The sequence below is a fragment of the Arenimonas soli genome (genome assembly GCF_014643775.1).
Taxonomy (GTDB): domain Bacteria; phylum Pseudomonadota; class Gammaproteobacteria; order Xanthomonadales; family Xanthomonadaceae; genus Arenimonas; species Arenimonas soli.
Genome location: NZ_BMKC01000003.1, coordinates 479,851 through 503,026, shown reverse-complemented (window position 1 = coordinate 503,026; position 23,176 = coordinate 479,851). Strand labels below are relative to the sequence as shown.

The following is a 23,176-nucleotide window of genomic DNA, read 5'->3' as shown; positions in this document are numbered from 1 at the left end:
GAGCCGCAGACTGCATGAACAACGCTTTCGCCCCCGTCCTGGCCGCCCTGCTGGCCCTGTCCACCGCCTTCGTGCCCGGCCCCGCCGCGGCCCAGGCCACCACCCCGATCGACTCGATCGCCGCCGTGGTGGACGAGGACGTCATCCTGCGCAGCGAACTCGACCGCGCCGTGGCCAACATCACCGCCCAGTACGCCAGCCAGCCCGGCCAGCTGCCGCCGCGCGACGTGCTCGAACGCCAGGTGCTCGACCGCCTGGTGCTCGCCCGCCTGCAGCTGGCGCGCGCCCGCGAGTCAGGCATCCGCGTCAGCGACGGCGAACTCGCCCAGGCCATCGAGTCGGTGGCCTCGCGCAACCGCATGACCCAGGACCAGCTGCGCGCCCGCCTGGTCCAGGACGGCCTGAGCTACGAAGAATTCCGCGACAGCCTGCGCGACGAACTGCTTCTAGAGCGCCTGCGCCAGCGCTACGTGCAGAGCCGCGTGCAGGTCAGCGAGGCCGAGATCGACCAGCTGCTGGCCGTGCGCGAAATCGGCGGCCCGGAAGTGCGCCTGGCCAACATCATCGTTGCCCTGCCCGACGGGGCCACGGCCGAAGACATAGCCACCGCCCAGAAGAAGGCGCGCGACATCAAGAGCGTGGTCGAGCGCGGCGAAATCGACTTCGCCGCCGCCGCCATCCGCTTCTCCGACGCGCCCAATGCGCTCGAAGGCGGCAACATCGGCTGGCGCGCACTCGACGCGATCCCGCCGGCCTTCGTCGGCCTCATCCAGCAACTCAAGCCCGGCGAGATCTCCGAGCCCGTGCGTGGCCCGGGCGGCTACCAGCTGATCCAGCTGGTGGAGACCCGCGAGCAGGGCACGCAGACGATGACCGAATACAACGCCCAGGGCATCCTGATCCGCGCCACCCCGACCGTGCCGTCGGAAACCGCGCGCCAGAAGGCCCAGGCGCTTCGCGACCGCATCGTCGCCGGCGAGGATTTCGCCGCGATCGCCCGCGAACATTCCGAAGACACCATGAGCCGCAACGACGGCGGCGACATGGGCTGGTTCCCGGTCAACGCCTGGGGCACCTCGGTCGGCGCGCAGCTCACCCAGCTGCGCGACGGCGAGATTTCCCAGCCCTTCCAGAGCGAAGTGGGCTGGCACGTGATCAAGCGCCTGGGCACCCGCGAACAGGACGTCACCGAACAGAACCGTCGCAACCAGGCGCGCGAAATCATCGCCCAGCGCAAGGCCGAGGAAGAATTCGAGCGTTTCCTGCGCCAGATGCGCGCCGAAGCCTTCGTCGAGAGCCGCCTGACGAAGGACTGAGCCATGCGAGCACGGCTGGCTCTCGTTCCGGGTGAGCCGGCCGGCATCGGTCCCGAACTCTGCGTCCGGCTTGCCCAGCGGCCACGCACGGCCGAACTGGTCGCCTTTGCCGACCCCGACACCCTGCTCGCCGCGGCGCAGGCCCTTGGCCTGCCGCTGCGCCTGCGCTCGCCGGGCCAGGACTGCGGCGACGGCGAACTGGCCCTGCAGCCGGTGCCACAGCCGCGCCCGGTGCACTTCGGCCAGCCCGACCCGGCCAACGCCGCCGCCGTCATTGCCTCGCTTGAACGGGGCGCGGCGGCCTGCCTGGCCGGCGACTGCCAGGGCCTGGTCACCGGCCCGGTGCACAAGGCCAGCATCAACCAGGGCGGCATCGCTTACTCCGGCACCACCGAACTGCTGGCCAGGCAGGCCGGCGTGGACGTGGTGATGATGCTGGCCCGGCCCGGGCTGCGCGTGGCGCTGGCGACCACCCACCTGCCCCTGCGCGCCGTGCCCGATGCCATCAGCCACGCATCCCTGGCGCGCTGCCTGCGCATCACCCACGCCGCCCTGCGGCGCGACTTCGGCATCGCCGCGCCGCGCATCGCCGTGCTGGGCCTGAACCCGCACGCCGGCGAAGACGGCCACCTGGGCCACGAAGAAATCGACGTCATCATTCCCTGCCTGCAGGCGCTGCGCGCCGAAGGCCTGGACCTGGTCGGCCCGCTGCCGGCCGACACCGCCTTCCTGCCGGGCAAGCTGGCCGGCTTCGACGCGGTGATGGCCATGTACCACGACCAGGGGCTGCCGGTGCTCAAGCACGGCGGCTTCGAACAGGCGGTCAACATCACCCTGGGCCTGCCCTACCCGCGGGTGGCGGTGGACCATGGCACCGCGCTCGAGCTGGCCGGCAGCGGCCGCGCCGACCCGTCCAGCCTGTTCGCCGCCACCGACCTGTGCGCCAAGCTCGCCGCCCGGAGGATTCCCGCATGAGCCCGTTCAAGGCACCGCCGAAGAAGAACCTGGGCCAGCACTTCCTCACCGACCGCCGGTTCATCGACCTGATCGTGCTGGCGGTGGACCCGCAGCCCGGCGACCGGCTGGTGGAAATCGGCCCCGGCCAGGGCGCGATCACCTTCCCGCTGCTGCGCCGGCACGGCGAGCTGACGGTGATCGAGTTCGACCGCGACCTGATCACGCCGCTGATGGAAGCCAGCGAGGGCCTGGGCCGGCTCACCGTCATCCACAAGGACGTGCTGCAGGTCGACTTCGGCAAGCTCGCCTCCGACGACGGCCACGGCGCCGGCCAGATCCGCCTGGTCGGCAACCTGCCCTACAACATTTCCTCGCCCATCCTCTTCCACGCGCTTGAACATGCCGCCGCCGTGCGCGACATGCACTTCATGCTGCAAAAGGAAGTGGTGGACCGCATGGCCTGCGGCCCGGGCAGCAAGGTCTACGGACGGCTGGGCGTGATGCTGCAGGCCTACTGCACCGTCACTTCGCTGTTCGACGTGCCGCCGGAGGCCTTCCGGCCACCGCCGAAGGTGGACTCGGCGGTGGTGCGGCTGGTGCCGCTGCCGGCCGCCGAGGTGGGCATCCACGACCACGCCCTGTACGCCCGGGTCGTGCGCGACGCCTTCGGCCAGCGCCGCAAGACCCTGCGCAACGCGCTGTCGCAGGTTTGCAGCGGCGCCGACATCGAAGAAGCCGGCCTGCGTCCCGACGCCCGCGCCGAACAGATCGCCGTGGCTGAATTCAAGCACCTGGCCAATCACCTGTCGGCGCTGCCCCCGGACCGCCGTCCTGCGTAGAATGGCGGCATGGACACGCCCCAGCACGCCATCCAGGTCGTCGTCGCCACCCGATTCCTCGAAGACCAGTCGATTCCCGAGGATGACCGCTACGTCTTCGCCTACACCATTCGCATCGAAAACGCCGGCGAGGTGCCCGCGCGCCTGATCAGCCGGCACTGGGTGATCACCGACGCCAACGGAAAGGTCCAGGAAGTACACGGCGAAGGCGTCGTCGGCGAACAGCCCTGGCTGCGTCCGGGCGAAAGCTTCGAATACACCTCGGGCGCGGTGCTCGAGACGCCGCTGGGCACCATGCACGGCAGCTACCAGATGCTCGCCGACGACGGCACCCGGTTCGACGCCGAGATCTCGCCCTTCACCCTTTCCATCCCGCGGACCCTGCACTGATGGCCACCTACGCCATCGGCGACGTCCAGGGTTGTTACGACGCGCTGCAGCGACTGCTCGAAAAGATCAGGTTCGACCCGGCGGTGGACCGCCTGTGGTTCTGCGGCGACCTGGTCAACCGCGGCGGCCAGTCGCTTGAAACCCTGCGCCTGGTGCACTCGCTGGCCATCCACAGCACCATCGTGCTGGGCAACCACGACCTGTCGCTGCTGGCCATCTCGACCCGCCGCGAAGCCGACCAGCGCAAGGTCAACCCCGACCTGCAGCGGGTGCTGTTCGCCGAAGACGCCGACGTCCTGGTGAAGTGGCTGCGCCAGCAGAAACTCTTCCACGTCGACCGCACGCTCAACTTCGCGATGGTGCACGCCGGGCTGGCGCCCAAGTGGACGATCGCCCTGGCCGAGGCGCGCGCCCGCGAAGTCGAGGAAAAGCTGCGCGGAGACGGCTTCAACAAGCTGGTCAAGATCATGTACGGCGACAAGCCGGCCTGGTCGCCCAAACTCATGGGCCCCGACCGCTACCGCGCGATCATCAACGTCTTCACCCGCATGCGTTATTGCACGCCGGGTGGCCGCATCGGCTTCGAGGACAAGGGCCGGCCCGGCACGCAGCGGCCCGGCGTCTATCCCTGGTTCGAAGTGCCCGGCCACGCCGAGCGCGAAATGCCGGTGGTGTTCGGCCACTGGTCGACGCTGGGCCTGTTCATGGGCCTGGGCGTCTACGCCATCGACACCGGCGCGGTCTGGGGCGGCAAGCTCACCGCGCTGGAGCTTGGCCCCGAACTGCGCCTGCACCAGGTGGCCGGGCGCAACCCGCCCGACAATGCGCCGCGCGGCGACGACTGAAACACAAGGAGACTCCCATGACCCGTCCCCTCATATTCCTGCTGCTGGCCACGCTCGCCCTGCCGGTCCTGGCCCAGAACACCGGCGGCGACGCCGTGGCGCGCGTGAACCAGCTCAAGGCCGCCGTCGCGCCCGGCAAGCAGATCTTCATGGCCCGCCAGCTTCAGCTTTCCAACGCCGACGATGCTGCGTTCTGGCCGGTCTACGACGCCCACCAGGCCGGCCTGGCCGACCTGGCCGAACGCCGCTCGCGCCTGTTGGCCCGGCACGCGCAACGACTCGCTGACGGCCAGGTGGACGACGGCGACATCGAGGACCTGGCCGAGGAAATGCTGGCCCTGGAAGCCGACGAAGCCGACCTGCTCGAGTCCAGCTTCGCCCGCCTGGGCCGGACCGGCCTGCCGGTGGAAAAGGCCGTGCGCTACATCCAGCTGGAAAAGGACCTGCGCGCCCTGCGCCACTTCGAGAACGGCAACGACGCCGACTACCGCTTCAACTGAGCGCTTCGCCCGCGCGCCGGTAGTCCACGAACTCGAATGCCAGCGCGTGCCGGTCGTCGGCCGCGCGGGCTTCGCGCCACACCGGCCGCCACTGGGCCGGGTCGAACGCCGGGAAGAACGCGTCGGCCCCGTCCACCACGGTGTCCACGTGGGTCAAGTGCAGCTGGCTGGCCAGCGGCAACGCCAGCGCATACACCTCGCCACCGCCGATCACCATCAGCGCCTCGTCGGCGCAGCCCGCCATCGCGTCTTCCAGCGTCGCCACCGGCTCCATGCCATCGAAGGGCACGCGACCCGAGCGGGTCAGCACCAGATTGCGCCGGCCCGGCAGCGCCCGGCCCAGCGACTCGGCGGTCTTGCGGCCCATCAGCAGCGGCCGGCCAAGGGTGAGCGCCTTGAAGCGCCTGAGGTCGTCGGGCAAGCGCCAGGGCAGCTGGTTGTCGCGGCCGATGCCGCGGGCGCGGTCGAGCGCCGCGACCAGGCGCAGCTCGGGCCGGCCGCTCACACCGCCACCGGTGCCTTGATGGCCGGGTGCGGGTCGTAACCTTCGATGGCGATGTCCTCGAAGCGCATCGCGAACAGGTCGGTTGCTTCCGGTGCCAGCACCAGCCGCGGCAGCGGCCGCGGATCGCGCGAAAGCTGCTCGCGGGCCTGGTCGACGTGGTTCGAATACAGGTGGGCATCGCCCAGCGTGTGCACGAAGTCGCCCACTTCCAGGCCGCAGTGGCGCGCCACCATGTGCGTGAGCAGCGCATAGCTGGCGATGTTGAAGGGCACGCCCAGGAAAATGTCGCCTGAACGCTGGTAGAGCTGGCAGCTGAGCCTGCCGTCGGCCACGTAGAACTGGAACATCGTATGGCAGGGCATCAGCGCCATCTGCGGCAGCTCGGCCACGTTCCAGGCACTGACCACGAGCCGGCGCGAATCGGGGTTGCGCCGGATCTGTTCGACCACCTCGCGCAGCTGGTCGATTTCGCGGCCATCGCTGCCCGTCCAGTGGCGCCACTGCCGGCCGTACACCGGGCCGAGCTCGCCGTTTTCATCGGCCCACTCGTCCCAGATGCTGACCTTGTTTTCGCGCAGGTAGGCGATGTTGGTCTCGCCGCGGATGAACCACAGCAATTCATGGATGATCGAACGCAGGTGCAGCTTCTTGGTGGTGACCAGCGGGAAGCCCTCGGCCAGGTCGAAGCGCATCTGCCAGCCAAACACGGAACGCGTGCCGGTGCCGGTGCGGTCGTCCTTGAGCGTGCCCTTTTCAAGCACGTGCCGCAGCAGGTCGAGGTAGGCGCGCATCAGGCCTCCTGCGCCGGCGGCGGCACCGGCGCCAGCGTCGGCGAGCGGTGCGAGAGCCACAGCAGGAACAGGCCGAGCGCGATCAGCGGCAGCGACAGCAGCTGGCCCATGGTCAGCCAGCCGAAGGCCAGGTAGCCCAGGTGGGCATCGGGTTCGCGCACGAATTCCACCGCGAAGCGGAACAGGCCGTAGCCCAGCGCGAACAGGCCCGACACGGCGTAGCGCGGCCGCGGCCGGCGCGAGTAGAACCACAGCACCAGCCCCAGCACCAGGCCCTCGAGCGCCGCCTGGTAGAGCTGCGACGGGTGCCGCGCGAAAGCGTCGAGCGCGCCGCTGGCGTGCAGCGCGCGAAGCTGTTCGGCGGGCAGCGCCGCGTATTCGGCCGGCAGGCTGGACGGGAACACCACGCCCCAGTCGCCGCCGGTGGGTTTGCCCCAGAGTTCGCCGCCGATGTAGTTGCCAAGGCGGCCAAAACCCAGGCCGGCCGGCACCAGCGGCGCCACGAAATCCATGGTGTCGAAAAAATGCAGGCGCTGGCGCCGCGTCCACCAGGCGGCCGCCGCCAGCACGCCCAGCAGGCCGCCGTGGAAGCTCATGCCGCCCTCGTTGACCATGAACAGCATCAGCGGGTCGGCCAGGAAGGCGTCGAAGGAATAAAACAGCACGTAGCCGACGCGCCCGCCCAGGATGACGCCCAGCATCCCGTAAAACAGCAGGTCGCCGAATCCATCCTCGTTCACCCCGGGCAGCCGCCCGGCCCGCACCCGCCGGCGGCCCAGCCACCAGGCCGTGAAGAAGGCCAGGGCGTACATCAGCCCGTACCAGTGGATGCCATGCGGCCAGAACGGCAATTCCAGCGCCAGCGGATCGATGTCGTGGAGGATGGTCATGTCAGCCCGGCCTTGGTCGCTTGCGCTTGGACAGGATGTTCAGCGCCTCGACGCCGGCCGAAAAGGCCATGGCGAAGTAGAGGAACTTGCGGTCGATGTGGAAATCGAAGCCGTCGGCCACCAGGGCCACGCCGACCAGGATGATGAAACTCAGCGCCAGCATCTTCACCGTCGGATGACGGTCGATGAAGTCGCCGATCGGGTTGGCGGCGAACAGCATCACCGCCACGGCGATCAGGATGGCCGCGACCATGACCCAGCGGTTGTCGACCATGCCCACCGCGGTAATGACCGAGTCGAGCGAGAACACGATGTCGATGATGGCGATTTGCATGATGACGTAGCCAAACACCGCCGAAGGCTTGGTGCCGATGTCTTCTTCGTCGGCCTCGCCTTCGACCGTGTCGTGGATTTCCATCGTGCCCTTGACCAGCAGGAACAGGCCGCCGGCGATCAGCACCAGGTCGCGCACCGAGAAGTCCATGCCGAACAGCGCGAACAGGTTGTTCTGCATGCTCGCCAGGAAAGCCAGCGACAGCAGCAGCATGATGCGGGTGATGCAGGCCATGGCCAGGCCGAACCGGCGCGCGCGCGGCCGCTGCTCGGGCGGCAGCTTGCTGACCGCGATCGAGATGAACACCAGGTTGTCGATGCCGAGCACGATCTCGAGCGTCGCCAGCGTAAGCAGCGCGATCCAGATTTCAGTGCTGAAGATCCAATCCATCGTCCAGGGTCCCGGTCAGAAATAACGTGGGCCGAGGATCAGTCCCCAGCAGGCCAAAACATTGAGGTCGGCCAGGAACACGGCGGCCGAGCCCATGTCCTTGGCGCGCCCGGCGAGTTCGTGGTGTTCGGCGCCCCAGCGGTCGACCACCGCCTCGACCGCCGAATTGAGCACTTCGACCACCAGCACGAGCACCATCGAGCCGACCAGGATCGAACGTTCGACCCCGTCCGCGCCCAGCCACAGCGCCAGCGGCGCCAGCAGCACGAACAGGTAAACCTCGAGCCGGAACGAGGACTCGAGCATCCACGTGGCGCGCAGCCCCTTCAGGGACCAGGTGAACGCCCGCCAGACCCGGAACGGGCTGCGGGGCACCAGGCTGTCGTAGCTGTCGGCCATCGGGACTCTTGGAGCTGCAAAGGCCGTGATTCTGCCACATCCGTGCCTTTCGGCCTTGTGCGGCCGGGCGGGCGCCCGCACCATCGAGGCCTCGGGAAATCGCCAGGAGCACCGCATGTTCAACGCCGAACGCCTGCTGGGCCAGCTGATGGGCCAGGCCATGGGAGGCCAGCTGGGGGGCCGGAGAAAGAAGCGTCGCGGGGGCCTGGGCCTGCCCAGCGGCGGCCGGATGGCCCTGGGCCTGGGCGTGCTGGGCGTGGCCATGGCCGCCTACGAACACTACAGCCAGAAGTCCGCCGCGCCGGCGGCCCTGCCGGTGGCCGGTGCCGGCCCGGGCGCCATGGTGCCGCCCCCGCCGCCGGGCCGGGCCGTGCCACCGCCGGCCCCGCCCGCCGCCGCGGACACCGCCCTGCGCACCGAGCAGGCCATGCACCTGCTGCGCTCGATGATCACCGCCGCCCACGCCGACGGCCTGATGGACGCCGATGAACGCGCCGCCATCCTCGACCGGGCCCGCGCGGCCGGCCTGGACACTGATGAACTGCAGATGCTCGACGCCGAAATGCGCGCGCCGTTCACGCTCGACCAGCTGGCGGTGCGCACGCCGGTCGCGCTGCGCCAGGAAACCTACGCCGCCGCGCTGGTGGCGATCACCGCCGACACCCAGGAGGAGCGCGCCTTCCTCGACCGCCTCGGCGCCGCCCTCGACCTGAACCAGGACACCCGCCGCGAACTGCACGATCGGCTGGGCCTGGACGCCTGACCCCCCGCAAGGAGATCTCGCATGCACCAGTGGTACCTCAGCTACGACGGCCGGCAGATGGGCCCGCTAGACCACGCCGCCGCGGTCGCCCAGGCCGGCAAGGATGCCAGTGGTCACTGCTGGCGCCAGGGTTTCGCCGAATGGATCCCGATCAGCGCCTGCGCCGAACTGCGCGCCGAATCGGCGCCGGGCAACCAGCTGGCGCCGACCCCGCCGCCGGCGACGTCGATGGCCAGCCACGGCCAGCGCGCCGACGTCATCGACTACAGGATCTTCGGCGAGGACATGCAGTTCGTCGAAGTCGAACTCGACCCGGGTGAAAGCGCGGTCGCCGAGGCCGGTTCGCTGATGTACAAGGACGCCACCGTCAGCATGGAAACCGTGTTCGGCGATGGGGCGCACTCGGCCGGCACCGGCTTCATGGACAAGCTGGTCGGCGCCGGCAAGCGCCTGATCACCGGCGAAAGCCTGTTCACCACGGTCTTCACCCACGGCGGCGGCAGCGGCAAGGCCAGGGTGGCCTTCGCCGCACCCTACCCCGGCACCATCGTGCCGATGACGCTGTCGAACTACGGCGGCACGATCATCGCCCAGAAGGACAGCTTCCTGTGCGCCGCGCGCGGCGTGCAGATCGGCCTGCACTTCCAGAAGAAGGTGATGACGGCGCTCTTCGGCGGCGAAGGTTTCATCATGCAAAAGCTCACCGGCGACGGCTTGGTCTTCGTGCATGCCGGCGGCACCATCATGGAGCGCGAGCTTCAGCCCGGCGAACGCCTGGACGTGGACACCGGCTGCGTGGTCGCGATGACCAGCACGGTGAACTTCGACATCAAGCCGGTCGGCGGCGTGAAGTCCATGCTGTTCGGCGGCGAAGGCGTGTTCCTGGCCACGCTGACCGGCCCGGGCAAGGTCTGGCTGCAGTCCCTGCCGTTCTCGCGCCTGGCCGGCCGCATGATGTCGGCCGCCTACCAGAAGGGCGGCAGCAAGGGCGAAGGCTCGGTGCTGGGCGGCCTGGGCGGCATCATCTCGGGCGACCGCGGCTTCTGAGCCGCCCACCGAAGCGTCCGGCGCAGCAAGCGCCGGACGCCTGCATCTTCAGCGTCGCCTGGGTGCTTCAGCGGGCTGGTAGAGGCTGAGCACGTTGCGATCCGGATCGACAAAATCCAGCGAAAGACCGCCATCGGGCGCTTCGCTGACCGGCACCACTATTTCCACGCCGCGCGCCGCCAGCGCCTCGGCGTAGTCGTCGATGCCGCCATCGAGGTTGAAGACCACCACCGGGCTTTCGCCGGCGCGCACCTGGCGGGCGATGAACACCAGCGTCAGTCCGCCCGCTTCGCCCACGCCAAAGGGCCCGTCATGGCCATCGACGGCCTGCACCGGCAGTCCCAGGGTGTCGCGATAAAAAGCCAGCGCCCGCTCGAGCTGGCTGACGAAAAAAACGATGGCGCCGACCTTGCAGTCCTGGAGCATGGGAGTCCTCCTTTTTGGCTATCCCACCTGGCCGTTGCCGCCGGGGGGCGTTTTGTGAGCACGCCGGTGGACCACCAGCAGGTGCCCGTCGACGTCGTGGGTGCCAAGTCCCGGCCGCAGCCCGACCACCGCCAGCAATGCCCGGCGCACGAGCCCGAACTGAAGATCGGCGCAGCGCGCCGGGTCGCGCACATAAGCCAAGGCGGCAGCCTCGGCACGCTGCGCGGGCGGGAGTTCACCCAGGGCCTTCCGGATGCGGCTCAGCCGCTGGCGGAAGGCGGTGTCCCGGATGTCCAGGATCCATCGGATCTCGTCGGCCGACAATCCGTGAAGGGCCAGCACCGCGACCCGCCGGGCGGCCGGTGGCAGCGCCGCGAGCAGGGGCAACGACGGGGCCGGGGGCGGTTCGGGGCTTGGCGGCCCGACGTCCGGGCCGTCGCCGGCCGCGTGCTCGCGGCGTCTCCGGCGGGCGTTGCTGCGCGCCGCCAGTGCCGCCAGGTTGCGCAGGGTGCCCGCCAGCCAGGCCGGATCGTCGCGACCGGCCTCCAGGCCCGCCAGCAGGGTCTGCTGCACCAGGTCCTGGGCCTCGTCGGCGCGGCGCGAGTGGCACCGGGCCTGGGCCAACAAGGAACGGTAGGTGGCGACGTCCATGACGCGAGTCTGGCAGAAGCTGGCAGGGACTGGCGATGCAGCCGCACATCTGGTCTAGTCCTCGGTCATGAACGACCCGACCCCACCCCTGCCCGCCCCGTCCGAAGACCAGCTGCGTCTGCTGTCGGTCTTCCACTACATATTCGCCGGCTTCGCCCTGCTCGGCATGGGCTTCCTGGCCCTGCACTACGGGCTGATGAGCCAGATGATGGACAGCGCCAACTGGGAAAACCAGGCCAATCCACCGCCGGAAGGTTTCTTCGACTTCTTCGTGTGGATCTACGTCGTGATGGGCCTGATGCTTCTGGCCGGACTGGTCCTGAACCTTGTCGCCGCGCGCGCTCTGCGCGCGCGCCGGTACTGGATGTTTTGCGCCGTGGTCGCGGGACTGAACTGCCTGCAGGTGCCCCTGGGCACCGTGCTGGGCGTGTTCACGCTGGTGGTGATCAACCGGGCCGAGGTGCGCGCCAGCTTCCGCGACTGATCAGTCGTCGGCGAAGATCGCGGTGCCGCGGCTGCCGTCGGGCCTGACCCAGCCGCGGTACATGCCCGAGGTGTTGAAGGGCATGGCGATGTTGCCCTTGGCGTCCAGGGCGATCGCGCCGCCATCGCCGCCGAGCTTCGGCACGATGCCGTTGATGACTTCTTCCGAGGCCGCCGCCAGCGAATCGCCGCGGTAGGCGACCCGGGCGCAGATGTCGTGCGCCGCCGCCGAACGGATGTAGAACTCGCCCCAGCCGGTGCCGGAAACGCCGCAGCCGGCATCGGCCCAGGTGCCCGAGCCGATGATCGGCGCGTCGCCGATGCGGCCCCAGCGTTTGTTGGTCATGCCGCCCGTGGAAGTGGCGGCGGCGATGTGGCCGTGTTTGTCCAGCGCCACCGCGCCGACCGTGCCGAAGTAGGTGACCGGCAGCGTCGCCTGGCCGGCCTGCTCGCGCTGCCGGGCCTTTTCCAGCTGTTCGCGGCGGCGCTCGGTGTCGAACCAGTCCGGCGCCACGCGCTCGATGTCGGGGTGTTCGTCGGCGAACTTTTCCGCACCGGCGGCGGCCAGCATGACGTGCTGCGAACGCTCCATCACCGCGCGCGCGAGCAGGATCGGGCTGCGCACGGTGCTGACGCCGGCAACGGCGCCAGCGCGGCGGGTGTGGCCCTGCATGACGGCGGCGTCGAGTTCGTGCCCGCCTTCCGCGTTGAAGACCGCGCCCTTGCCGGCGTTGAACCAGGGGGATTCTTCCAGCACGCGAACCGCGGCCGTGACCGCGTCGAGCGCCGTGCCCCCGTCGGCGAGCACCGCGTGGCCGGCGTCGAGCGCACGGTCCAGGTCGGCGCGCACGGCTTTTTCTTCTTCCGCAGACAGCGCGCTGCGTTCGATCACGCCGGCACCCCCGTGGATGACCAGGGCGGTCGGGCGCTCCTGGGCCCAGGCGGGCGCGGCGGCGATGGCGAGGGCAATCAGCAAGGAGCGGGACATGGCGAACCTCGGTTGGCGGACAGGGGCGAGTCTAACCCTGGTGGCGCAGCGCTTCGATCGGATCCAGGCGCGCGGCCTTGCGTGCCGGATAGAAGCCGAAGAACAGGCCGGTGGCGACCGAAAACGCGGTCGCCATCGCCACCACCTGCAGGTCCAGCTGCACCGGCAGTGCGCCGAACTTGCTGGCCAGCAGCGCGCCGGCCACGCCCAGGGCGATGCCGATGGCGCCGCCGCCCAGGGAAATCAGCATGGCTTCGGCCAGGAACTGCAGCTGGATCTCGCGCGGCCCGGCGCCCACCGCCATGCGCAGGCCGATCTCGCGGATGCGTTCGGTCACCGACACCAGCATGATGTTCATGATGCCGATGCCGCCGACGATGAGCGAAATGCTGGCCACCGCGCCCAGCAGCAGCGACATCAGCCGCGTGGTCTGGGTGCGGGTGGCGACGATCTCGGCGATGTTGCGCACCTGGAAATCGTCCTCGGCGCCGGGCGCGATGCGATGGCGCTGGCGCAGCAGGGCATTGATCTCGTCTTCGACGAAAGCCAGGTCTTCGGCCCGGCCGACGCCCACCGAAATGCGGTTGACGGTGTCGGCCCGGCGCGGCGTCGCCACCGCCCCAGCGGCGGGCGCGGCTTCGGGAGCCGCGGCCGCGGCCATGCGCCGTCGGCCGGTTTCCAGCGGCACCAGCATGATGTCGTCCGAATCCTGGCCCCAGTTGCCCTGGCCCTTGGCCGAAAGAACGCCCACCACCTTCAGCGGCACCCGGCCGAAACGAATGGTGGCCCCGACCGGGTCGCCGTCGCCGAACAGTTCGCGGCGCACGGTTTCGCCCAGGATCACCACCTTGTTGGCGGTGTTGTAGTCACGCGGCGAAAACTCGGCGCCCGAGGCGATCCGCCAGTCGTTTACGGGGAAATAGTCGGCGTTCACCCCTTCCCAGCGCGACGACCAGTTGTTCTCCGCGAACACCACCTGGCCGCCACCCGACACCGAGGTGGCCACGTACTGCACGCCGGGGATTTCGTTGCGGATCGCATCGGCGTCCGAATCGGTGAGGCTGGCCTGGCTGCCTGCGCCGCCGCGGGCGGGGCCGCGCGAGGCGCCGCCGAAAACCTCCAGCCGGTTCGAGCCCAGGCGCGAAATCATCTGGTCGAGCTCGGACTGCGTGCCCTGCCCGACCGACACCATGACGATGACCGCGGCGATGCCGATGATCACGCCCAGCGCGGTCAGAATGCTGCGCAGCCAGTTGCCGCGCAGCGAGGACACCGCGGAACGGAGCACGTCGGTAAGCGTCATTTGCCTATCCCCGGGGCCTGCCAGCCTTCTTCGTGCAGTTCGCCGTCGTGCATCACCACGATGCGGTCCGCGTGTTCGGCCACCGGCCGTTCGTGGGTGATGATGACGATGGTGCGGCCGCCGGCCTGCAGGCGTTCGAACAGCGCCATGATTTCCTCGCTGGTGCGCGAATCAAGCGCACCGGTGGGCTCGTCGGCGAGCAGCAACGGCGGCTGGTTGATCAGGGCACGGGCGATGGCCACGCGCTGCTGCTGGCCGCCGGAGAGTTCGCTGGGCTTGTGGCCGGCGCGGTCGGCCAGGCCCACCTGGTCCAGCGCCGCACGCCCGCGTGGTTCGCGCTCGGCCACCGGCACGCCGGCATAGACCAGCGGCATCATCACGTTTTCCAGCGCGGTCTGCCGCGACAGCAGGTTGAACCCCTGGAAGACGAAGCCGATCTTCTCCAGCCGCAGGCGCGCGCGGCCGGTCGCGTCGAGGCTGGCGACATCGATGCCGTCGCAGAGGTAACTGCCCGCGGTCGGCGTGTCCAGGCAGCCGATCAGGTTCATCATCGTCGACTTGCCCGAACCCGAGGCACCCATGATCGCCAGGAACTCGCCGTGCTCCACCCGCAGGTCGACGCCGCGCAGCGCCACCACTTCGGCGGGCGTGCCGGGCGAATAGACCTTGGTCAATCCGCTTGTCTCGATGACCGGGGCGCGGGCCGTCATTCGGTCGGGCGCTCCTGGCCGATCACCACCTGCTGGCCTTCCTGTACGCCGGTGACTTCGGTGAGCGTGCCGTCGGAAACGCCGACCTCGACCGCCACGGCGGTGGGCGCCTTGCCTTCGAGCACCCACAGGGTCCGGCGCGCACCGCCGCGACCGGCACCGGGCCGACCCGCGCCGCCCGCAGCGGCCCCCGGCGCGCCACGCTGGCGGCCTTCCCCACCGGCGCGCGCCGGCGGTGCATCCGGCGGCGTGTAGCGCAATGCCGCATTGGGCACGCGCAGCACGCCCTCGCGCCGGTCCACCACGATTTCGGCGCTGGCGGTCATGCCCGGCAGCAGGCTCAGGTCGGCGTTCTGCACCTGCACCACCACCGGGTAGGTGATCACGTTCGAGGTCGCCGTCGCCGCCAGCCGCACCTGCCGCACCTCGCCGTCGAACTGCCGGTCAGGGTAGGCATCGACGGTGAAGGACACCGGCAGGCCCTCGCGGATCTGGCCAACGTCGGCTTCGTCCACGCTCAGGTCGATCTGCATCTGCGCCAGGTCCTCGGCGATCTGGAACAGCACCGGCGTCTGGAAGCTGGCCGCCACGGTCTGGCCGGGCTCGATGTCGCGCAGCAGCACCACGCCGTCCACCGGCGAGCGGATGACGGTGTAGTCCACGTCCAGGCGGGCATTGCCGACCGCGGCCTGGCGCTGGCGCACCGAGGCTTCGGCCGACACCACGCGGGCCCGGGCCTGGTCGCGTGCGGCCAGGGCGAGGTCGGCTTCGCTGCGCGCGATCAGCTGGCGTTGCACCAGGTCGCGCTTGCGGTTGTAGTCGGCCTCGGCATTGGTCACGCCGGCGCGGGCTTCGTTCACCGACGCGCGGGCGCTGGCCAGGTCGGCCTCGGCCTGTTCGAGCCGGGTTTCCAGCGGCGCGGGATCGAGGCGGGCGATGGCCTGGCCGCGGCTGACCTGGTCGTTGTAGTCCACCAGTACTTCGAGCACCTGGCCCGACACCTGCGAGCCCACGTCCACGGTGGTGGTGGCGCGCAGCGTGCCGGTGGCCGAGATGACCACGCGCACGTCGCCGCGTTCGACCGGGGCGGTACGGTACTGGCCGGCGGCTTCGCCACCGCGCCCGAACAACCACCAGGCCGCCAGCAAGGCCAGCGCGACCACGGCGATGGCCGCGAACAGGCGGAAGGGGCGTCGGCGTTGGCTCGGCATCGTGGCTCCGTGGACTCTTGGGCGGGTCGGCAATCAGGAGGTTAACGCGGGCCCGCGTGCGCGGTTGACGCACCGGGCCCGCGGCGCGGGGCGGGGTTCAGCCAGCGGCGGTGGTGGCGTGCGGGAAACTCAGGGTGGCGGTGGTGCCCTCGCCAGGCCGGCTTTCCAGCCGCACCGGCCAGCCGTAGCGATGCGACAGGCGCTGCACGATGGACAGGCCGATGCCCTGGCCTTCCTTGCCCGGGTTGGCGGCGCGATAGAAGGGCTCGAACACCCGCGCCAGCACGGTTTCGTCCATGCCCACGCCGGTGTCGGCCACCGATATCTCGCCGTGGCGCACCGTCACCGTGACGCGGCCGGCGTCGGTGTAATTGCAGGCGTTGCGCAGCAGGTTGCTCAGCATCACCGACAGCACCCGGGCCGGCGCCTGCAGGTGGAATCCCTGCTCGACCCGGCAGCTGACCTCGACCGGCTTCGCGGCGACCAGCAGCCGGGCCTTTTCGACTTCTTCCTGCACGACCTCGGCGACGTCGAAATCCACGTCCGGCAGGCCGGTGTCGCCCTCGCGGGCCAGGATGAGGAAGGCTTCGATCAGCGCCTCCATGTCGCGGCCGGCGCCCTGGATGCGGCCCAGGGACTTGCGCGCCATGGGCGACAGGCTGTCGTCGCCGGCCATCATGTCGCCGGCCACGCGGATGACGGTGAGCGGCGTGCGCAGCTCGTGCGAGGCATCGCGGGTGAAGTCGCGCTCGCGCTGCACGAAGTTTTCGATGCGGCTGGCGAACTCGTGCAGCGACTGCGCCAGCACCAGGGTTTCGCCTTCGACGTCGGTGGGCAGGTTTTCAGGGCTCAGCAGGGCCGGCTCGGGCTGCTTGGGATCCCAGCGCTGGACCTGCGAGGCCAGCCAGATCACCGGCGACACCGCGCGCCGCGAGGCGCGGTAGGTCGTCCAGGCGATCACGTAGATAACCACCAGCACGATCGCCAGCGGCGCCATGCCGAACCAGAACGCCAGGCTGTCCACCTGTTCTTGCTTGAACAACAGGTACAGGCGGTGGCCGTGGCGGTCCTGGTCGACCAGCACCAGCGACCCGCCCTGCGCGCGCGGCAGGGCATGGAAACCCGGCGCCAGGCTGCGGATGGTTTCCGGCACGCGCTTCGGGTCGGCGCCGGCGGGAAGCAGGTAGCCGGTCATGTTGTAGGTGTCGGGCACTTCCGCGCCCGGGTTGGCCTGCATGCGCTGCCAGTAGTGCGCGGCCTCTTCCTGCAGGGCCTGCTGGATCAGCACGTGCTTGAGCACGGCCGAGGCGCCGTAGACGCCCAGCACCGCGGCGAAGCTGATCGCCGCGGCCTGCAGGATGAAGGCGGTCCAGATCTTGCGCCGCAGTCCCTTGCGATGCGGCATGGCGTCAGCCGGCCGGGGGGGCATCGAGGTCGGCGATGCGGTAGCCGGCGGTCTGCACGGTGTGCAGCAGCGGGCGGTCGAACGGCCGGTCGATGGCCTTGCGCAGGTTGTAGAGGTGGCTGCGCAGGGTGTCGGAATCGGGCAGGCCGTCGCCCCAGATCTCGCGTTCGATGTCGCGGCGGGTGACCACGCGCGGCGATTCGCGCATCAGGATGGTCAGCAGGCGCAGGCCGATGGGCGAGAGCTGGATTTCCTGGCCGGCGCGGGTGACCCGCAGGCTGGCGGTGTCGAGCACCAGGTCGGCCACCTTCAGCACCTCGGCGCTGACCTGGCGGCGGTCGCGGCGGATCAGGGCACGCACGCGGGCCTCGAGTTCCTGGATCGCGAAGGGCTTGACCAGGTAGTCGTCGGCCCCGGCCTCCAGGCCCACCACCTTGTCGTTGAGGGTGTCCCGGGCGGTCAGCATCAGCACCGGCGTGGACTTCTTGGCCTCGTTGCGCAGGCGGCGGCAGACTTCCAGGCCGTCCATGCGCGGCAGCATCAGGTCCAGCACGATCACGTCGTAGCTGTTGTCGGCGGCCAGGCGGAAGCCGTCCTGGCCGTCGGTGGCGTAGTCCACGCCAAACCCCTTGGATTCGAGGTATTCGCCAACCATCTCGGACAGGTTGCGGTTGTCTTCGACCACAAGGATCAGGCCGGCCGGGTCATCGCGTCGCATGGGGTGCTCCTTCAGGGATGTGAAGAGGGTGTCTTCAGCTTTGTGAAGATTAGACCCCGGCCCCGGTGATTCGGGCGTGAAGCCGCCGGCAAGGCGGCGTCAACGCGGGCTCAGAAGCGGATCTTTCCGGTCAGCATGTCCTTGAACATGACCCAGTCGCCGGCAAAGGAATAAAACGGGTGCTTGAAGGTCGCCGGGCGGTTGTGTTCGAAGAAGAAGTGGCCGACCCAGGCGAAGGCATACCCGCTGACCAGGGCGGCCAGCAGCCACCAGGGATTGAGCGTGGCCACCGCCGCGGCGATGAAGCCCAGCGCCACGCAGCTGCCGGCGAAGTGCAGGCGGCGGCAAGTCGGGTTGGCGTGTTCGCCCAGGTAGAAGGGGTAGAACTCGCGGAAACTGCGGAATCCGGATTCGCTCATGGCGCGCCTCTCCTGTGGGAGGGACTTTAGTCCCGATGCTTTCCGGTGGAAAGCTTCTCCTCGGCCTTGGCCCGGTTCCAGTAGGCGTCCTGGTCTTCGAGGGACAGGCTCGACAAATCCACGCCCTCCCCGGCCGCCAGCTGCTCCATGCGCCGGAACCGGCGTTCGAACTTGGCATTGGCCCGGCGCAGCGCGGCGCCGAAATCGACCTTGGCGTGGCGGGTGAGGTTGGCGACCACGAACAGCACGTCGCCCAGTTCGTCCTCGAGCCGGTCGCGGGCGGCGGCATCGGCCGGGTCGGCGGCGACGGCGTCGAACTCCACCCGCACCTCCTCGATTTCCTCGTGCAGCTTGGCGATCACCGGCGTCGGGCCCGGCCAGTCGAAGCCAAGCGTGGCGGCGCGCTTCTGCAGCTTCACGGCGCGCTGCCATTCCGGCAGGCCGCGGGTGATGCCGGCCAGCACGCTGGTGTCCTGCGTGCCGCTGGCCTGGCGCTCCTGGCGCTTGAGCTCTTCCCAGTTGGCCAGCTGCGCGTCGGCGTCCGCCTGGCAGGCGGCGTCGCCGAACACATGTGGGTGCCGGCGGACCATCTTGTCGTTGATGGCGGCGGCGACGTCGGCGAACGCGAAGTGCCCGGCCTCTTCGGCCATGCGTGCGTGGAAGACCACCTGCAGCAGCAGGTCGCCCAACTCGTCCTTGAGGTCGTGCATGTCGCCGCGCTCGATGGCATCGGCGACTTCGTAGGCTTCTTCGATGGTGTACGGCGCGACGGTCGAAAAATCCTGGGCGACGTCCCAGGGGCAACCACGCTCGGGGTCGCGCAGCCGGGCCATGATCGCCAGCAGTTCGTCGATTTCAGCCATCCACGCCCTCGTCCAGCCAATCGCGCCAGGGCAGCGACACATCACCGAGCGCGATGAAGTGCGGGTTGAGGATGTTTTCCTTGCGGTTGTAGTCCAGCGGCGTGCCGTCCAGGCGCAGCACGGCGCCACCGGCCGCCTCCAGCACGCACTGCGCCGCGGCGGTGTCCCACTCGCTGGTGGGGCCGAAGCGCGGGTAGACGTCGATGCTGCCCTCGGCGATGCGGCAGAACTTGAGCGACGAGCCCAGGCCGTGGCGTTCGGTGTCGCCCATGCGTTCGAGCGCCCGTGCGGTGCGTTCGTCCAGGTGCGAACGGCTGGCGGCGACCCGCAGCGGCGACGACGCCGGCCGCCGGGTCTGCAGGGGGATGTCCTGCCCGCGCTCGCGCAGGAAGGCGCCGACGCCGGCCTCGGCATGCAGCAGGTAGTCGGGCACCGGCGCGAACACCACGCCCAGCACCGGGCGGCCGTTTTCGACCAGCGCGATGTTGACGGTGAACTCGCCGTTCCTCTTGACGAACTCGCGGGTGCCGTCGAGCGGGTCCACCAGCCAGTGCCGCGTCCATTGGCGGCGAACGTCCCAGGGGATGTCCGCGTCTTCTTCGCTCAGCACGGGGATGTCCGGGGCCAGGCGACGCAGGCCGTCGACGATGATCCGATGCGAGGCCAGGTCGGCCTGGGTGAGCGGGGAGTCGTCGTCCTTCGTTTCCACGCTGAAATCGCGCGCATACACGGACAGGATGGCGTCGCCGGCCTCGCGGGCCAGGCCGATGCAGGCCTCGCGCATTGGATTCACTCTCGCTCCCTGAGCAGTTCGCGCACGATGAACAGGGCGGCCAGCGAGCGGCCTTCCGAACAGTCCTCGCGCAACATCAGGTCGGCCAGGCGGTCGAACTTCCAGGGCACGACCTCCAGTTCCTCGGGTTCGTCCCCGGGCAGGCGCTCGGGGTAAAGGTCTTCGGCCAGCACCAGGTGGATCTGGTGGCTCATGTAGCCGGGCGCCAGCGTGATCGAGCGCACCAGGCTGAGCTTGCGCGCGCCCATGCCCACTTCTTCCTTGAGCTCGCGGTTGGCCGCTTCCTCGACGGTTTCGCCGGCGTCCATGCGGCCCTTGGGCAGGCCCAGTTCGTAGCGGTGGGTGCCGGCGGCGTATTCGCGGATCAACAGCACGGTGCCGGGCTCGGGCACCGCGGCGATGATGACCGAGCCGTGCCCGCCGCTGACCAGTCGTTCGTAGCGGCGGCGCTCGCCGTTGCTGAACTCCAGGTGCAGGATTTCCCGGCGGCCGCTTTCCAGCGGCTGTTCTTCACGGGCGTGGATGGTCGGCAAGGGACGCATCCAGCGATTCTAGCCGCTGCCGCCGCCGGCGTCCCGGCGAACCCGCCGCGGTTGGACAGGCGGCGCCGGGCACCGGATCATCCGCGCATGGACAAACAAGCCCGGATCCACGGCCTGGACGAAGCCGCCTGGCGCCAGCGCGACCTGGACATCGTCTGGCACCCCTGCACCCAGATGAAGGAACACCCGGGCACCCTGCCCCTGGTGCCGATCCGCCGTGGCCGTGGCGCCTGGCTCGAGGGCGTGGACGGCAAACGTTACCTCGACGCCGGCAGCAGCTGGTGGACGAACCTGTTCGGGCACGGCGAAACGCGCATCGCCGAGGCCATCGGCAGGCAGGCGCTGGAGCTCGAGCACGTCATCTACGCGGGCTTCTCCCACGCCCCGGGCCTGGCCCTGGCCGAGTCCCTGCTCGAGCGCGCGCCGCCGGGCCTGGCCCGGGTGTTCTACGCCGACAACGGCTCGGCGGCGATCGAAGTGGCGCTGAAGATGAGCTTCCACAGCCACCTCAACCGGGGCGACGGCCGGCGCACCCGCTTCATTTCGCTCACCAATGGCTACCACGGCGAAACCATCGGCGCGCTGTCGATGGGCGACATCCCGCTGTACCGCCGGGTGTACGCGCCGCTGCTGCTCGAACCCCTGTTCGCGCCTTCGCCCGATGCCTACGAGGCCGAACCCGGCGAATCCGCCGAGGCCTGCGCCCTGCGCCGCGCCGATCAACTGGCCGCCCTGCTCGAGGCCAATGCCGGCAGCGTCTGCGCCCTGGTGCTCGAACCCCTGGTGCAGTGCGCCGGCGGCATGCGCATGTTCCACCCGGCCTACCTGCGCCGGGCCCGCGAACTGTGCGACGCCCATGGCGTTCACCTGATCGCCGACGAAATCGCCGTCGGCTTCGGTCGAACCGGCACGCTGTTCGCCTGCGAACAGGCCGGCATCACGCCCGACTTCCTGTGCCTGTCCAAGGGCCTGACCGGCGGCTTCCTGCCGATGTCGGCGGTGCTGACCACGGCGCATGTCTACGAAGCCTTCCTGGATGATTCGCGCGAACGCGCCTTCCTGCATTCGCACAGCTACACCGGCAACCCGCTGGGCTGCGCCGCGGCGCTGGCGTCGCTGGCGATCTTCGACAGCGACGACGTGCTGGCGCGAAACCGCGGCACGGCCGCGCGCATGGCCACGCTGGCCGCGCCCCTGGCCGCGCACCCGAACGTTGCCCAGGTGCGCCAGACCGGGATGATCCTGGCGATCGAACTGGTGGCCGACCGCCGCACCCGCGCGCCCTTCCCCGCCGCCGACCGCCGCGGCCTGCGCGCCTACCGGCACGCGCTGGAGCGCGGCGTGGTGCTGCGCCCGCTGGGCGACATCCTGTACTGGATGCCGCCCTACTGCGTCGGCGAAGAAGAACTGGCGCTGCTGGCCGACGTCACCACGACCGCCATCGAGGAGGCCTGCCGGCCATGAGGACCATTCGCTGCCACGTCGACCAGCCGCTGGCGCCCGGCGGCCTGGCCACCCTGTCGGAAACCGCCACCGGCCACCTGGTGCGCGTGCTGCGCCTGGGCGTGGGCGATACGGTGGTGCTGTTCAACGGCGACGGCCATGACTTCGTGGCCCGGCTGGTGTCGGTGGGCAAACGCGGCGCCCAGGCCGAAGTGATCGACGCGCGACCGGTGGCGAACGAATCTCCGCTGCGCATCACCCTGGCCCAGGGCATCGCCCGCGGCGACAAGATGGACCTGATCTTGCAAAAAGGCACCGAGCTGGGCGTGGCGGCCTTCGTGCCGGTCAGCACCGAACGCACCGAGGTGAAGCTCGACGCCGAACGCGCCGCCAAGCGCCTGGCGCACTGGCAGGGCATCCTGGCCGCGGCCTGCGAACAGAGCGGGCGGGCGCGCCTGCCCGGGCTGGGCGAACCGGTGTCGCTGGCGAACTATGCGGTTGCCGAAAGCGCGCCTGTGAAGCTGGCGCTCGACCCGGACGCCGACCTGGGCCTGCACGACCTGGCGCTGCCGGCTGCGGCCGAAGTCGCGCTGCTGGTCGGCCCGGAAGGTGGTCTGTCGGAACGCGATCTCGCCGCCGCCCGCGCCACCGGCTTCAGGGGACTGCGCCTGGGCCCACGCATCCTGCGCACGGAAACGGCGGGGCTGGCGGCGATCGCCGCCCTGCAGGCGCTTTACGGCGACCTGGCCTAAAGCCGGGGTCAGGCGGCGGCCTGGGCCTGGTCGAGGGCTTTCTGGATCAGCAGCTCGACGCTGAGCAGGTCGGGAACCACCGCCGGGTCGTCGTTGAGCGTGACGCGGGCCTGCACGCCCAGCGGCAGGTCCTTGATGTCGTGCGACTGCTTCAGGCCCTGGGCCGAAACCGTGACCAGACGCGGGAAGCCCTGGGACAGCACGGCGAAAAACGGCAGCTTGGCGTTGCCGCCCAGCGCCTTGAGCACGGCGACCTTGGCGCCCATCTGGCCGTCTTCCTCCGACCAGCCGGCCAGGCGCGAGAACGACAGCAGCGGCAGGCGCCAGCCACGCCAGCGCACGCGGCCAAGCAGCCACTGCGGGGCGTTGGCCAGGATCTCCGGCTCGGAATAGGTGATCACCTCGGCCACGCTGGCGTTGGGCAGCAGCAGCCGGCTACCGGTCACCGAGATCAACACGCCGCGGATATCACGCTGGGCGTTCATGCCATTCCTCCGGGAAAC

The 23,176-nt window shown here is 69.8% G+C and carries 29 protein-coding genes; 11 read left to right on the top strand and 18 right to left on the bottom strand.

Annotated features, from left to right (window positions below; all coding sequences use genetic code 11):
• Positions 1-14 precede the first annotated feature (14 nt).
• Genes IEX13_RS13005 through IEX13_RS12980 form a run of 6 tightly spaced genes read left to right on the top strand, consistent with a single transcriptional unit; the run spans position 15 to position 4,847 of the window.
• Positions 15-1,316 carry a peptidylprolyl isomerase gene (locus tag IEX13_RS13005; RefSeq protein ID WP_188665164.1) on the top strand — a complete coding sequence of 434 codons (1,302 nt, stop codon included), beginning with the start codon at positions 15-17 and terminating at the stop codon, positions 1,314-1,316.
• A 3-nt stretch (positions 1,317-1,319) separates the two neighbouring features.
• Positions 1,320-2,291 carry a 4-hydroxythreonine-4-phosphate dehydrogenase PdxA gene (gene pdxA, locus IEX13_RS13000; protein WP_188665161.1) on the top strand — a complete coding sequence of 324 codons (972 nt, stop codon included), beginning with the start codon at positions 1,320-1,322 and terminating at the stop codon, positions 2,289-2,291.
• Positions 2,288-3,112, top strand: a complete 825-nt coding sequence (gene rsmA / locus IEX13_RS12995; RefSeq protein ID WP_188665159.1) for a 16S rRNA (adenine(1518)-N(6)/adenine(1519)-N(6))-dimethyltransferase RsmA — start codon at positions 2,288-2,290, stop codon at positions 3,110-3,112. The genes pdxA and rsmA overlap by 4 nt, the downstream gene beginning before the upstream one ends.
• Positions 3,113-3,121: 9 nt before the next feature.
• Entirely contained in the window at positions 3,122-3,502 is a 381-nt protein-coding gene (apaG, locus tag IEX13_RS12990) for a Co2+/Mg2+ efflux protein ApaG (RefSeq protein WP_188665154.1), read from the top strand.
• The gene (locus tag IEX13_RS12985) at positions 3,502-4,347 is read left to right on the top strand and encodes a symmetrical bis(5'-nucleosyl)-tetraphosphatase (RefSeq protein WP_188665151.1); all 846 of its coding nucleotides are present in this window, start codon (positions 3,502-3,504) and stop codon (positions 4,345-4,347) included. The genes apaG and IEX13_RS12985 overlap by 1 nt, the downstream gene beginning before the upstream one ends.
• A 17-nt stretch (positions 4,348-4,364) precedes the next feature.
• The gene (locus IEX13_RS12980) at positions 4,365-4,847 is read left to right on the top strand and encodes a hypothetical protein (RefSeq protein ID WP_188665149.1); all 483 of its coding nucleotides are present in this window, start codon (positions 4,365-4,367) and stop codon (positions 4,845-4,847) included.
• Here the strand turns inward: IEX13_RS12980 and IEX13_RS12975 are convergent.
• The 5 genes from IEX13_RS12975 to IEX13_RS12955 are packed head-to-tail and all read right to left on the bottom strand — an operon-like array spanning position 4,840 to position 8,156.
• Positions 4,840-5,352 carry a dihydrofolate reductase gene (locus IEX13_RS12975; RefSeq protein WP_425489107.1) on the bottom strand — a complete coding sequence of 171 codons (513 nt, stop codon included), beginning with the start codon at positions 5,350-5,352 and terminating at the stop codon, positions 4,840-4,842. The genes IEX13_RS12980 and IEX13_RS12975 overlap by 8 nt on opposite strands.
• On the bottom strand, positions 5,349-6,143 hold the full coding sequence (locus IEX13_RS12970) for a thymidylate synthase (protein WP_188665146.1): 795 nt from the start codon (positions 6,141-6,143) through the stop codon (positions 5,349-5,351). Before IEX13_RS12970 ends, IEX13_RS12975 begins: the two co-directional genes overlap by 4 nt.
• Entirely contained in the window at positions 6,143-7,033 is an 891-nt protein-coding gene (lgt, locus tag IEX13_RS12965; RefSeq protein ID WP_188665144.1) for a prolipoprotein diacylglyceryl transferase, read from the bottom strand. The genes IEX13_RS12970 and lgt overlap by 1 nt, the downstream gene beginning before the upstream one ends.
• 1 nt (position 7,034) lies before the next feature.
• Entirely contained in the window at positions 7,035-7,757 is a 723-nt protein-coding gene (locus tag IEX13_RS12960; protein WP_188665142.1) for a TerC family protein, read from the bottom strand.
• A 15-nt stretch (positions 7,758-7,772) separates the two neighbouring features.
• The gene (locus IEX13_RS12955; RefSeq protein WP_188665140.1) at positions 7,773-8,156 is read right to left on the bottom strand and encodes a diacylglycerol kinase; all 384 of its coding nucleotides are present in this window, start codon (positions 8,154-8,156) and stop codon (positions 7,773-7,775) included.
• A 115-nt stretch (positions 8,157-8,271) separates the two neighbouring features.
• Between IEX13_RS12955 and IEX13_RS12950 the strand changes: the two genes are divergently transcribed.
• Both IEX13_RS12950 and IEX13_RS12945 read left to right on the top strand, forming a co-directional pair.
• Positions 8,272-8,919 carry a DUF533 domain-containing protein gene (locus tag IEX13_RS12950; protein ID WP_188665138.1) on the top strand — a complete coding sequence of 216 codons (648 nt, stop codon included), beginning with the start codon at positions 8,272-8,274 and terminating at the stop codon, positions 8,917-8,919.
• A gap of 21 nt (positions 8,920-8,940) precedes the next feature.
• The gene (locus IEX13_RS12945; RefSeq protein WP_188665135.1) at positions 8,941-9,966 is read left to right on the top strand and encodes a TIGR00266 family protein; all 1,026 of its coding nucleotides are present in this window, start codon (positions 8,941-8,943) and stop codon (positions 9,964-9,966) included.
• 48 nt (positions 9,967-10,014) lie between these two features.
• On the opposite strand, the gene IEX13_RS12940 is transcribed toward IEX13_RS12945, so the two are convergent.
• Both IEX13_RS12940 and IEX13_RS12935 read right to left on the bottom strand, forming a co-directional pair.
• Positions 10,015-10,392: a VOC family protein gene (locus IEX13_RS12940; RefSeq protein WP_188665132.1), complete on the bottom strand. Its 378-nt coding sequence runs from the start codon at positions 10,390-10,392 to the stop codon at positions 10,015-10,017.
• An 18-nt stretch (positions 10,393-10,410) separates the two neighbouring features.
• Complete coding sequence (locus IEX13_RS12935) at positions 10,411-11,043, bottom strand: RNA polymerase sigma factor (protein ID WP_188665119.1); 633 nt, start codon at positions 11,041-11,043, stop codon at positions 10,411-10,413.
• Positions 11,044-11,110: 67 nt separating this feature from the next.
• On the opposite strand from IEX13_RS12935, the gene IEX13_RS12930 reads away from it, so the two are divergent.
• Positions 11,111-11,527 carry a hypothetical protein gene (locus IEX13_RS12930; RefSeq protein WP_188665116.1) on the top strand — a complete coding sequence of 139 codons (417 nt, stop codon included), beginning with the start codon at positions 11,111-11,113 and terminating at the stop codon, positions 11,525-11,527.
• Here IEX13_RS12930 and IEX13_RS12925 read toward each other — a convergent pair whose 3' ends face one another.
• From IEX13_RS12925 to nudE, 10 genes are all read right to left on the bottom strand, one after another.
• The gene (locus IEX13_RS12925; protein ID WP_188665112.1) at positions 11,528-12,514 is read right to left on the bottom strand and encodes an isoaspartyl peptidase/L-asparaginase family protein; all 987 of its coding nucleotides are present in this window, start codon (positions 12,512-12,514) and stop codon (positions 11,528-11,530) included. It abuts the gene before it with no gap.
• A 31-nt stretch (positions 12,515-12,545) separates the two neighbouring features.
• The gene (locus IEX13_RS12920; RefSeq protein WP_188665109.1) at positions 12,546-13,817 is read right to left on the bottom strand and encodes an ABC transporter permease; all 1,272 of its coding nucleotides are present in this window, start codon (positions 13,815-13,817) and stop codon (positions 12,546-12,548) included.
• On the bottom strand, positions 13,814-14,527 hold the full coding sequence (locus IEX13_RS12915; protein WP_188665106.1) for an ABC transporter ATP-binding protein: 714 nt from the start codon (positions 14,525-14,527) through the stop codon (positions 13,814-13,816). The genes IEX13_RS12920 and IEX13_RS12915 overlap by 4 nt, the downstream gene beginning before the upstream one ends.
• Positions 14,524-15,738, bottom strand: coding sequence for an efflux RND transporter periplasmic adaptor subunit (locus tag IEX13_RS12910; RefSeq protein WP_188665103.1), 1,215 nt, complete (start codon positions 15,736-15,738; stop codon positions 14,524-14,526). The genes IEX13_RS12915 and IEX13_RS12910 overlap by 4 nt, the downstream gene beginning before the upstream one ends.
• Before the next feature lie 97 nt (positions 15,739-15,835).
• Positions 15,836-17,143 (bottom strand): sensor histidine kinase, encoded by a 1,308-nt coding sequence (locus tag IEX13_RS12905; RefSeq protein WP_188665100.1) that lies wholly within the window; start codon positions 17,141-17,143, stop codon positions 15,836-15,838.
• A 4-nt stretch (positions 17,144-17,147) separates the two neighbouring features.
• Positions 17,148-17,861, bottom strand: coding sequence for a response regulator transcription factor (locus tag IEX13_RS12900; RefSeq protein ID WP_188665098.1), 714 nt, complete (start codon positions 17,859-17,861; stop codon positions 17,148-17,150).
• Between the two features lie 110 nt (positions 17,862-17,971).
• On the bottom strand, positions 17,972-18,280 hold the full coding sequence (locus IEX13_RS12895) for an Mpo1-like protein (protein WP_188665095.1): 309 nt from the start codon (positions 18,278-18,280) through the stop codon (positions 17,972-17,974).
• 26 nt (positions 18,281-18,306) lie between these two features.
• Complete coding sequence (mazG, locus tag IEX13_RS12890) at positions 18,307-19,143, bottom strand: nucleoside triphosphate pyrophosphohydrolase (RefSeq protein WP_188665092.1); 837 nt, start codon at positions 19,141-19,143, stop codon at positions 18,307-18,309.
• A complete protein-coding gene (cysQ, locus tag IEX13_RS12885) occupies positions 19,136-19,927 on the bottom strand; it encodes a 3'(2'),5'-bisphosphate nucleotidase CysQ (protein WP_188665361.1) in 792 nt (263 codons plus the stop codon). The genes mazG and cysQ overlap by 8 nt, the downstream gene beginning before the upstream one ends.
• Before the next feature lie 5 nt (positions 19,928-19,932).
• A complete protein-coding gene (gene nudE, locus IEX13_RS12880) occupies positions 19,933-20,478 on the bottom strand; it encodes an ADP compounds hydrolase NudE (protein ID WP_188665089.1) in 546 nt (181 codons plus the stop codon).
• A gap of 87 nt (positions 20,479-20,565) precedes the next feature.
• Here nudE and bioA point away from each other — a divergent pair, with 87 nt between their 5' ends.
• On the top strand, positions 20,566-21,942 hold the full coding sequence (gene bioA / locus IEX13_RS12875; RefSeq protein WP_188665086.1) for an adenosylmethionine--8-amino-7-oxononanoate transaminase: 1,377 nt from the start codon (positions 20,566-20,568) through the stop codon (positions 21,940-21,942).
• Positions 21,939-22,673, top strand: coding sequence for a 16S rRNA (uracil(1498)-N(3))-methyltransferase (locus IEX13_RS12870; protein WP_188665082.1), 735 nt, complete (start codon positions 21,939-21,941; stop codon positions 22,671-22,673). The genes bioA and IEX13_RS12870 overlap by 4 nt, the downstream gene beginning before the upstream one ends.
• 8 nt (positions 22,674-22,681) lie before the next feature.
• Here the strand turns inward: IEX13_RS12870 and IEX13_RS12865 are convergent, their stop codons facing one another.
• Positions 22,682-23,158, bottom strand: a complete 477-nt coding sequence (locus IEX13_RS12865) for a chemotaxis protein CheW (RefSeq protein WP_188665080.1) — start codon at positions 23,156-23,158, stop codon at positions 22,682-22,684.
• Between the last annotated feature and the right edge of the window lie 18 nt (positions 23,159-23,176).

Bases quoted from the DNA above. Each gene is read 5' to 3' on its own strand.
- IEX13_RS12895 (WP_188665095.1), bottom strand. From the start codon at position 18,280: ATGAGCGAATCCGGATTCCGCAGTTTCCGCGAGTTCTACCCCTTCTAC.
- IEX13_RS12870 (WP_188665082.1), top strand. From the start codon at position 21,939: ATGAGGACCATTCGCTGCCACGTCGACCAGCCGCTGGCGCCCGGCGGC.
- IEX13_RS12905 (WP_188665100.1), bottom strand. From the start codon at position 17,143: ATGCCGCATCGCAAGGGACTGCGGCGCAAGATCTGGACCGCCTTCATC.
- IEX13_RS13005 (WP_188665164.1), top strand. From the start codon at position 15: ATGAACAACGCTTTCGCCCCCGTCCTGGCCGCCCTGCTGGCCCTGTCC.
- IEX13_RS12970 (WP_188665146.1), bottom strand. From the start codon at position 6,143: ATGCGCGCCTACCTCGACCTGCTGCGGCACGTGCTTGAAAAGGGCACG.
- apaG (WP_188665154.1), top strand. From the start codon at position 3,122: ATGGACACGCCCCAGCACGCCATCCAGGTCGTCGTCGCCACCCGATTC.
- IEX13_RS12985 (WP_188665151.1), top strand. From the start codon at position 3,502: ATGGCCACCTACGCCATCGGCGACGTCCAGGGTTGTTACGACGCGCTG.
- IEX13_RS12980 (WP_188665149.1), top strand. From the start codon at position 4,365: ATGACCCGTCCCCTCATATTCCTGCTGCTGGCCACGCTCGCCCTGCCG.
- IEX13_RS12925 (WP_188665112.1), bottom strand. From the start codon at position 12,514: ATGTCCCGCTCCTTGCTGATTGCCCTCGCCATCGCCGCCGCGCCCGCC.
- IEX13_RS12950 (WP_188665138.1), top strand. From the start codon at position 8,272: ATGTTCAACGCCGAACGCCTGCTGGGCCAGCTGATGGGCCAGGCCATG.
- IEX13_RS12930 (WP_188665116.1), top strand. From the start codon at position 11,111: ATGAACGACCCGACCCCACCCCTGCCCGCCCCGTCCGAAGACCAGCTG.
- IEX13_RS12940 (WP_188665132.1), bottom strand. From the start codon at position 10,392: ATGCTCCAGGACTGCAAGGTCGGCGCCATCGTTTTTTTCGTCAGCCAG.
- IEX13_RS12865 (WP_188665080.1), bottom strand. From the start codon at position 23,158: ATGAACGCCCAGCGTGATATCCGCGGCGTGTTGATCTCGGTGACCGGT.
- rsmA (WP_188665159.1), top strand. From the start codon at position 2,288: ATGAGCCCGTTCAAGGCACCGCCGAAGAAGAACCTGGGCCAGCACTTC.
- IEX13_RS12960 (WP_188665142.1), bottom strand. From the start codon at position 7,757: ATGGATTGGATCTTCAGCACTGAAATCTGGATCGCGCTGCTTACGCTG.
- IEX13_RS12915 (WP_188665106.1), bottom strand. From the start codon at position 14,527: ATGACGGCCCGCGCCCCGGTCATCGAGACAAGCGGATTGACCAAGGTC.
- IEX13_RS12935 (WP_188665119.1), bottom strand. From the start codon at position 11,043: ATGGACGTCGCCACCTACCGTTCCTTGTTGGCCCAGGCCCGGTGCCAC.
- nudE (WP_188665089.1), bottom strand. From the start codon at position 20,478: ATGCGTCCCTTGCCGACCATCCACGCCCGTGAAGAACAGCCGCTGGAA.
- mazG (WP_188665092.1), bottom strand. From the start codon at position 19,143: ATGGCTGAAATCGACGAACTGCTGGCGATCATGGCCCGGCTGCGCGAC.
- IEX13_RS12900 (WP_188665098.1), bottom strand. From the start codon at position 17,861: ATGCGACGCGATGACCCGGCCGGCCTGATCCTTGTGGTCGAAGACAAC.
- pdxA (WP_188665161.1), top strand. From the start codon at position 1,320: ATGCGAGCACGGCTGGCTCTCGTTCCGGGTGAGCCGGCCGGCATCGGT.
- bioA (WP_188665086.1), top strand. From the start codon at position 20,566: ATGGACAAACAAGCCCGGATCCACGGCCTGGACGAAGCCGCCTGGCGC.
- IEX13_RS12945 (WP_188665135.1), top strand. From the start codon at position 8,941: ATGCACCAGTGGTACCTCAGCTACGACGGCCGGCAGATGGGCCCGCTA.
- IEX13_RS12920 (WP_188665109.1), bottom strand. From the start codon at position 13,817: ATGACGCTTACCGACGTGCTCCGTTCCGCGGTGTCCTCGCTGCGCGGC.
- IEX13_RS12955 (WP_188665140.1), bottom strand. From the start codon at position 8,156: ATGGCCGACAGCTACGACAGCCTGGTGCCCCGCAGCCCGTTCCGGGTC.
- lgt (WP_188665144.1), bottom strand. From the start codon at position 7,033: ATGACCATCCTCCACGACATCGATCCGCTGGCGCTGGAATTGCCGTTC.
- cysQ (WP_188665361.1), bottom strand. From the start codon at position 19,927: ATGCGCGAGGCCTGCATCGGCCTGGCCCGCGAGGCCGGCGACGCCATC.
- IEX13_RS12910 (WP_188665103.1), bottom strand. From the start codon at position 15,738: ATGCCGAGCCAACGCCGACGCCCCTTCCGCCTGTTCGCGGCCATCGCC.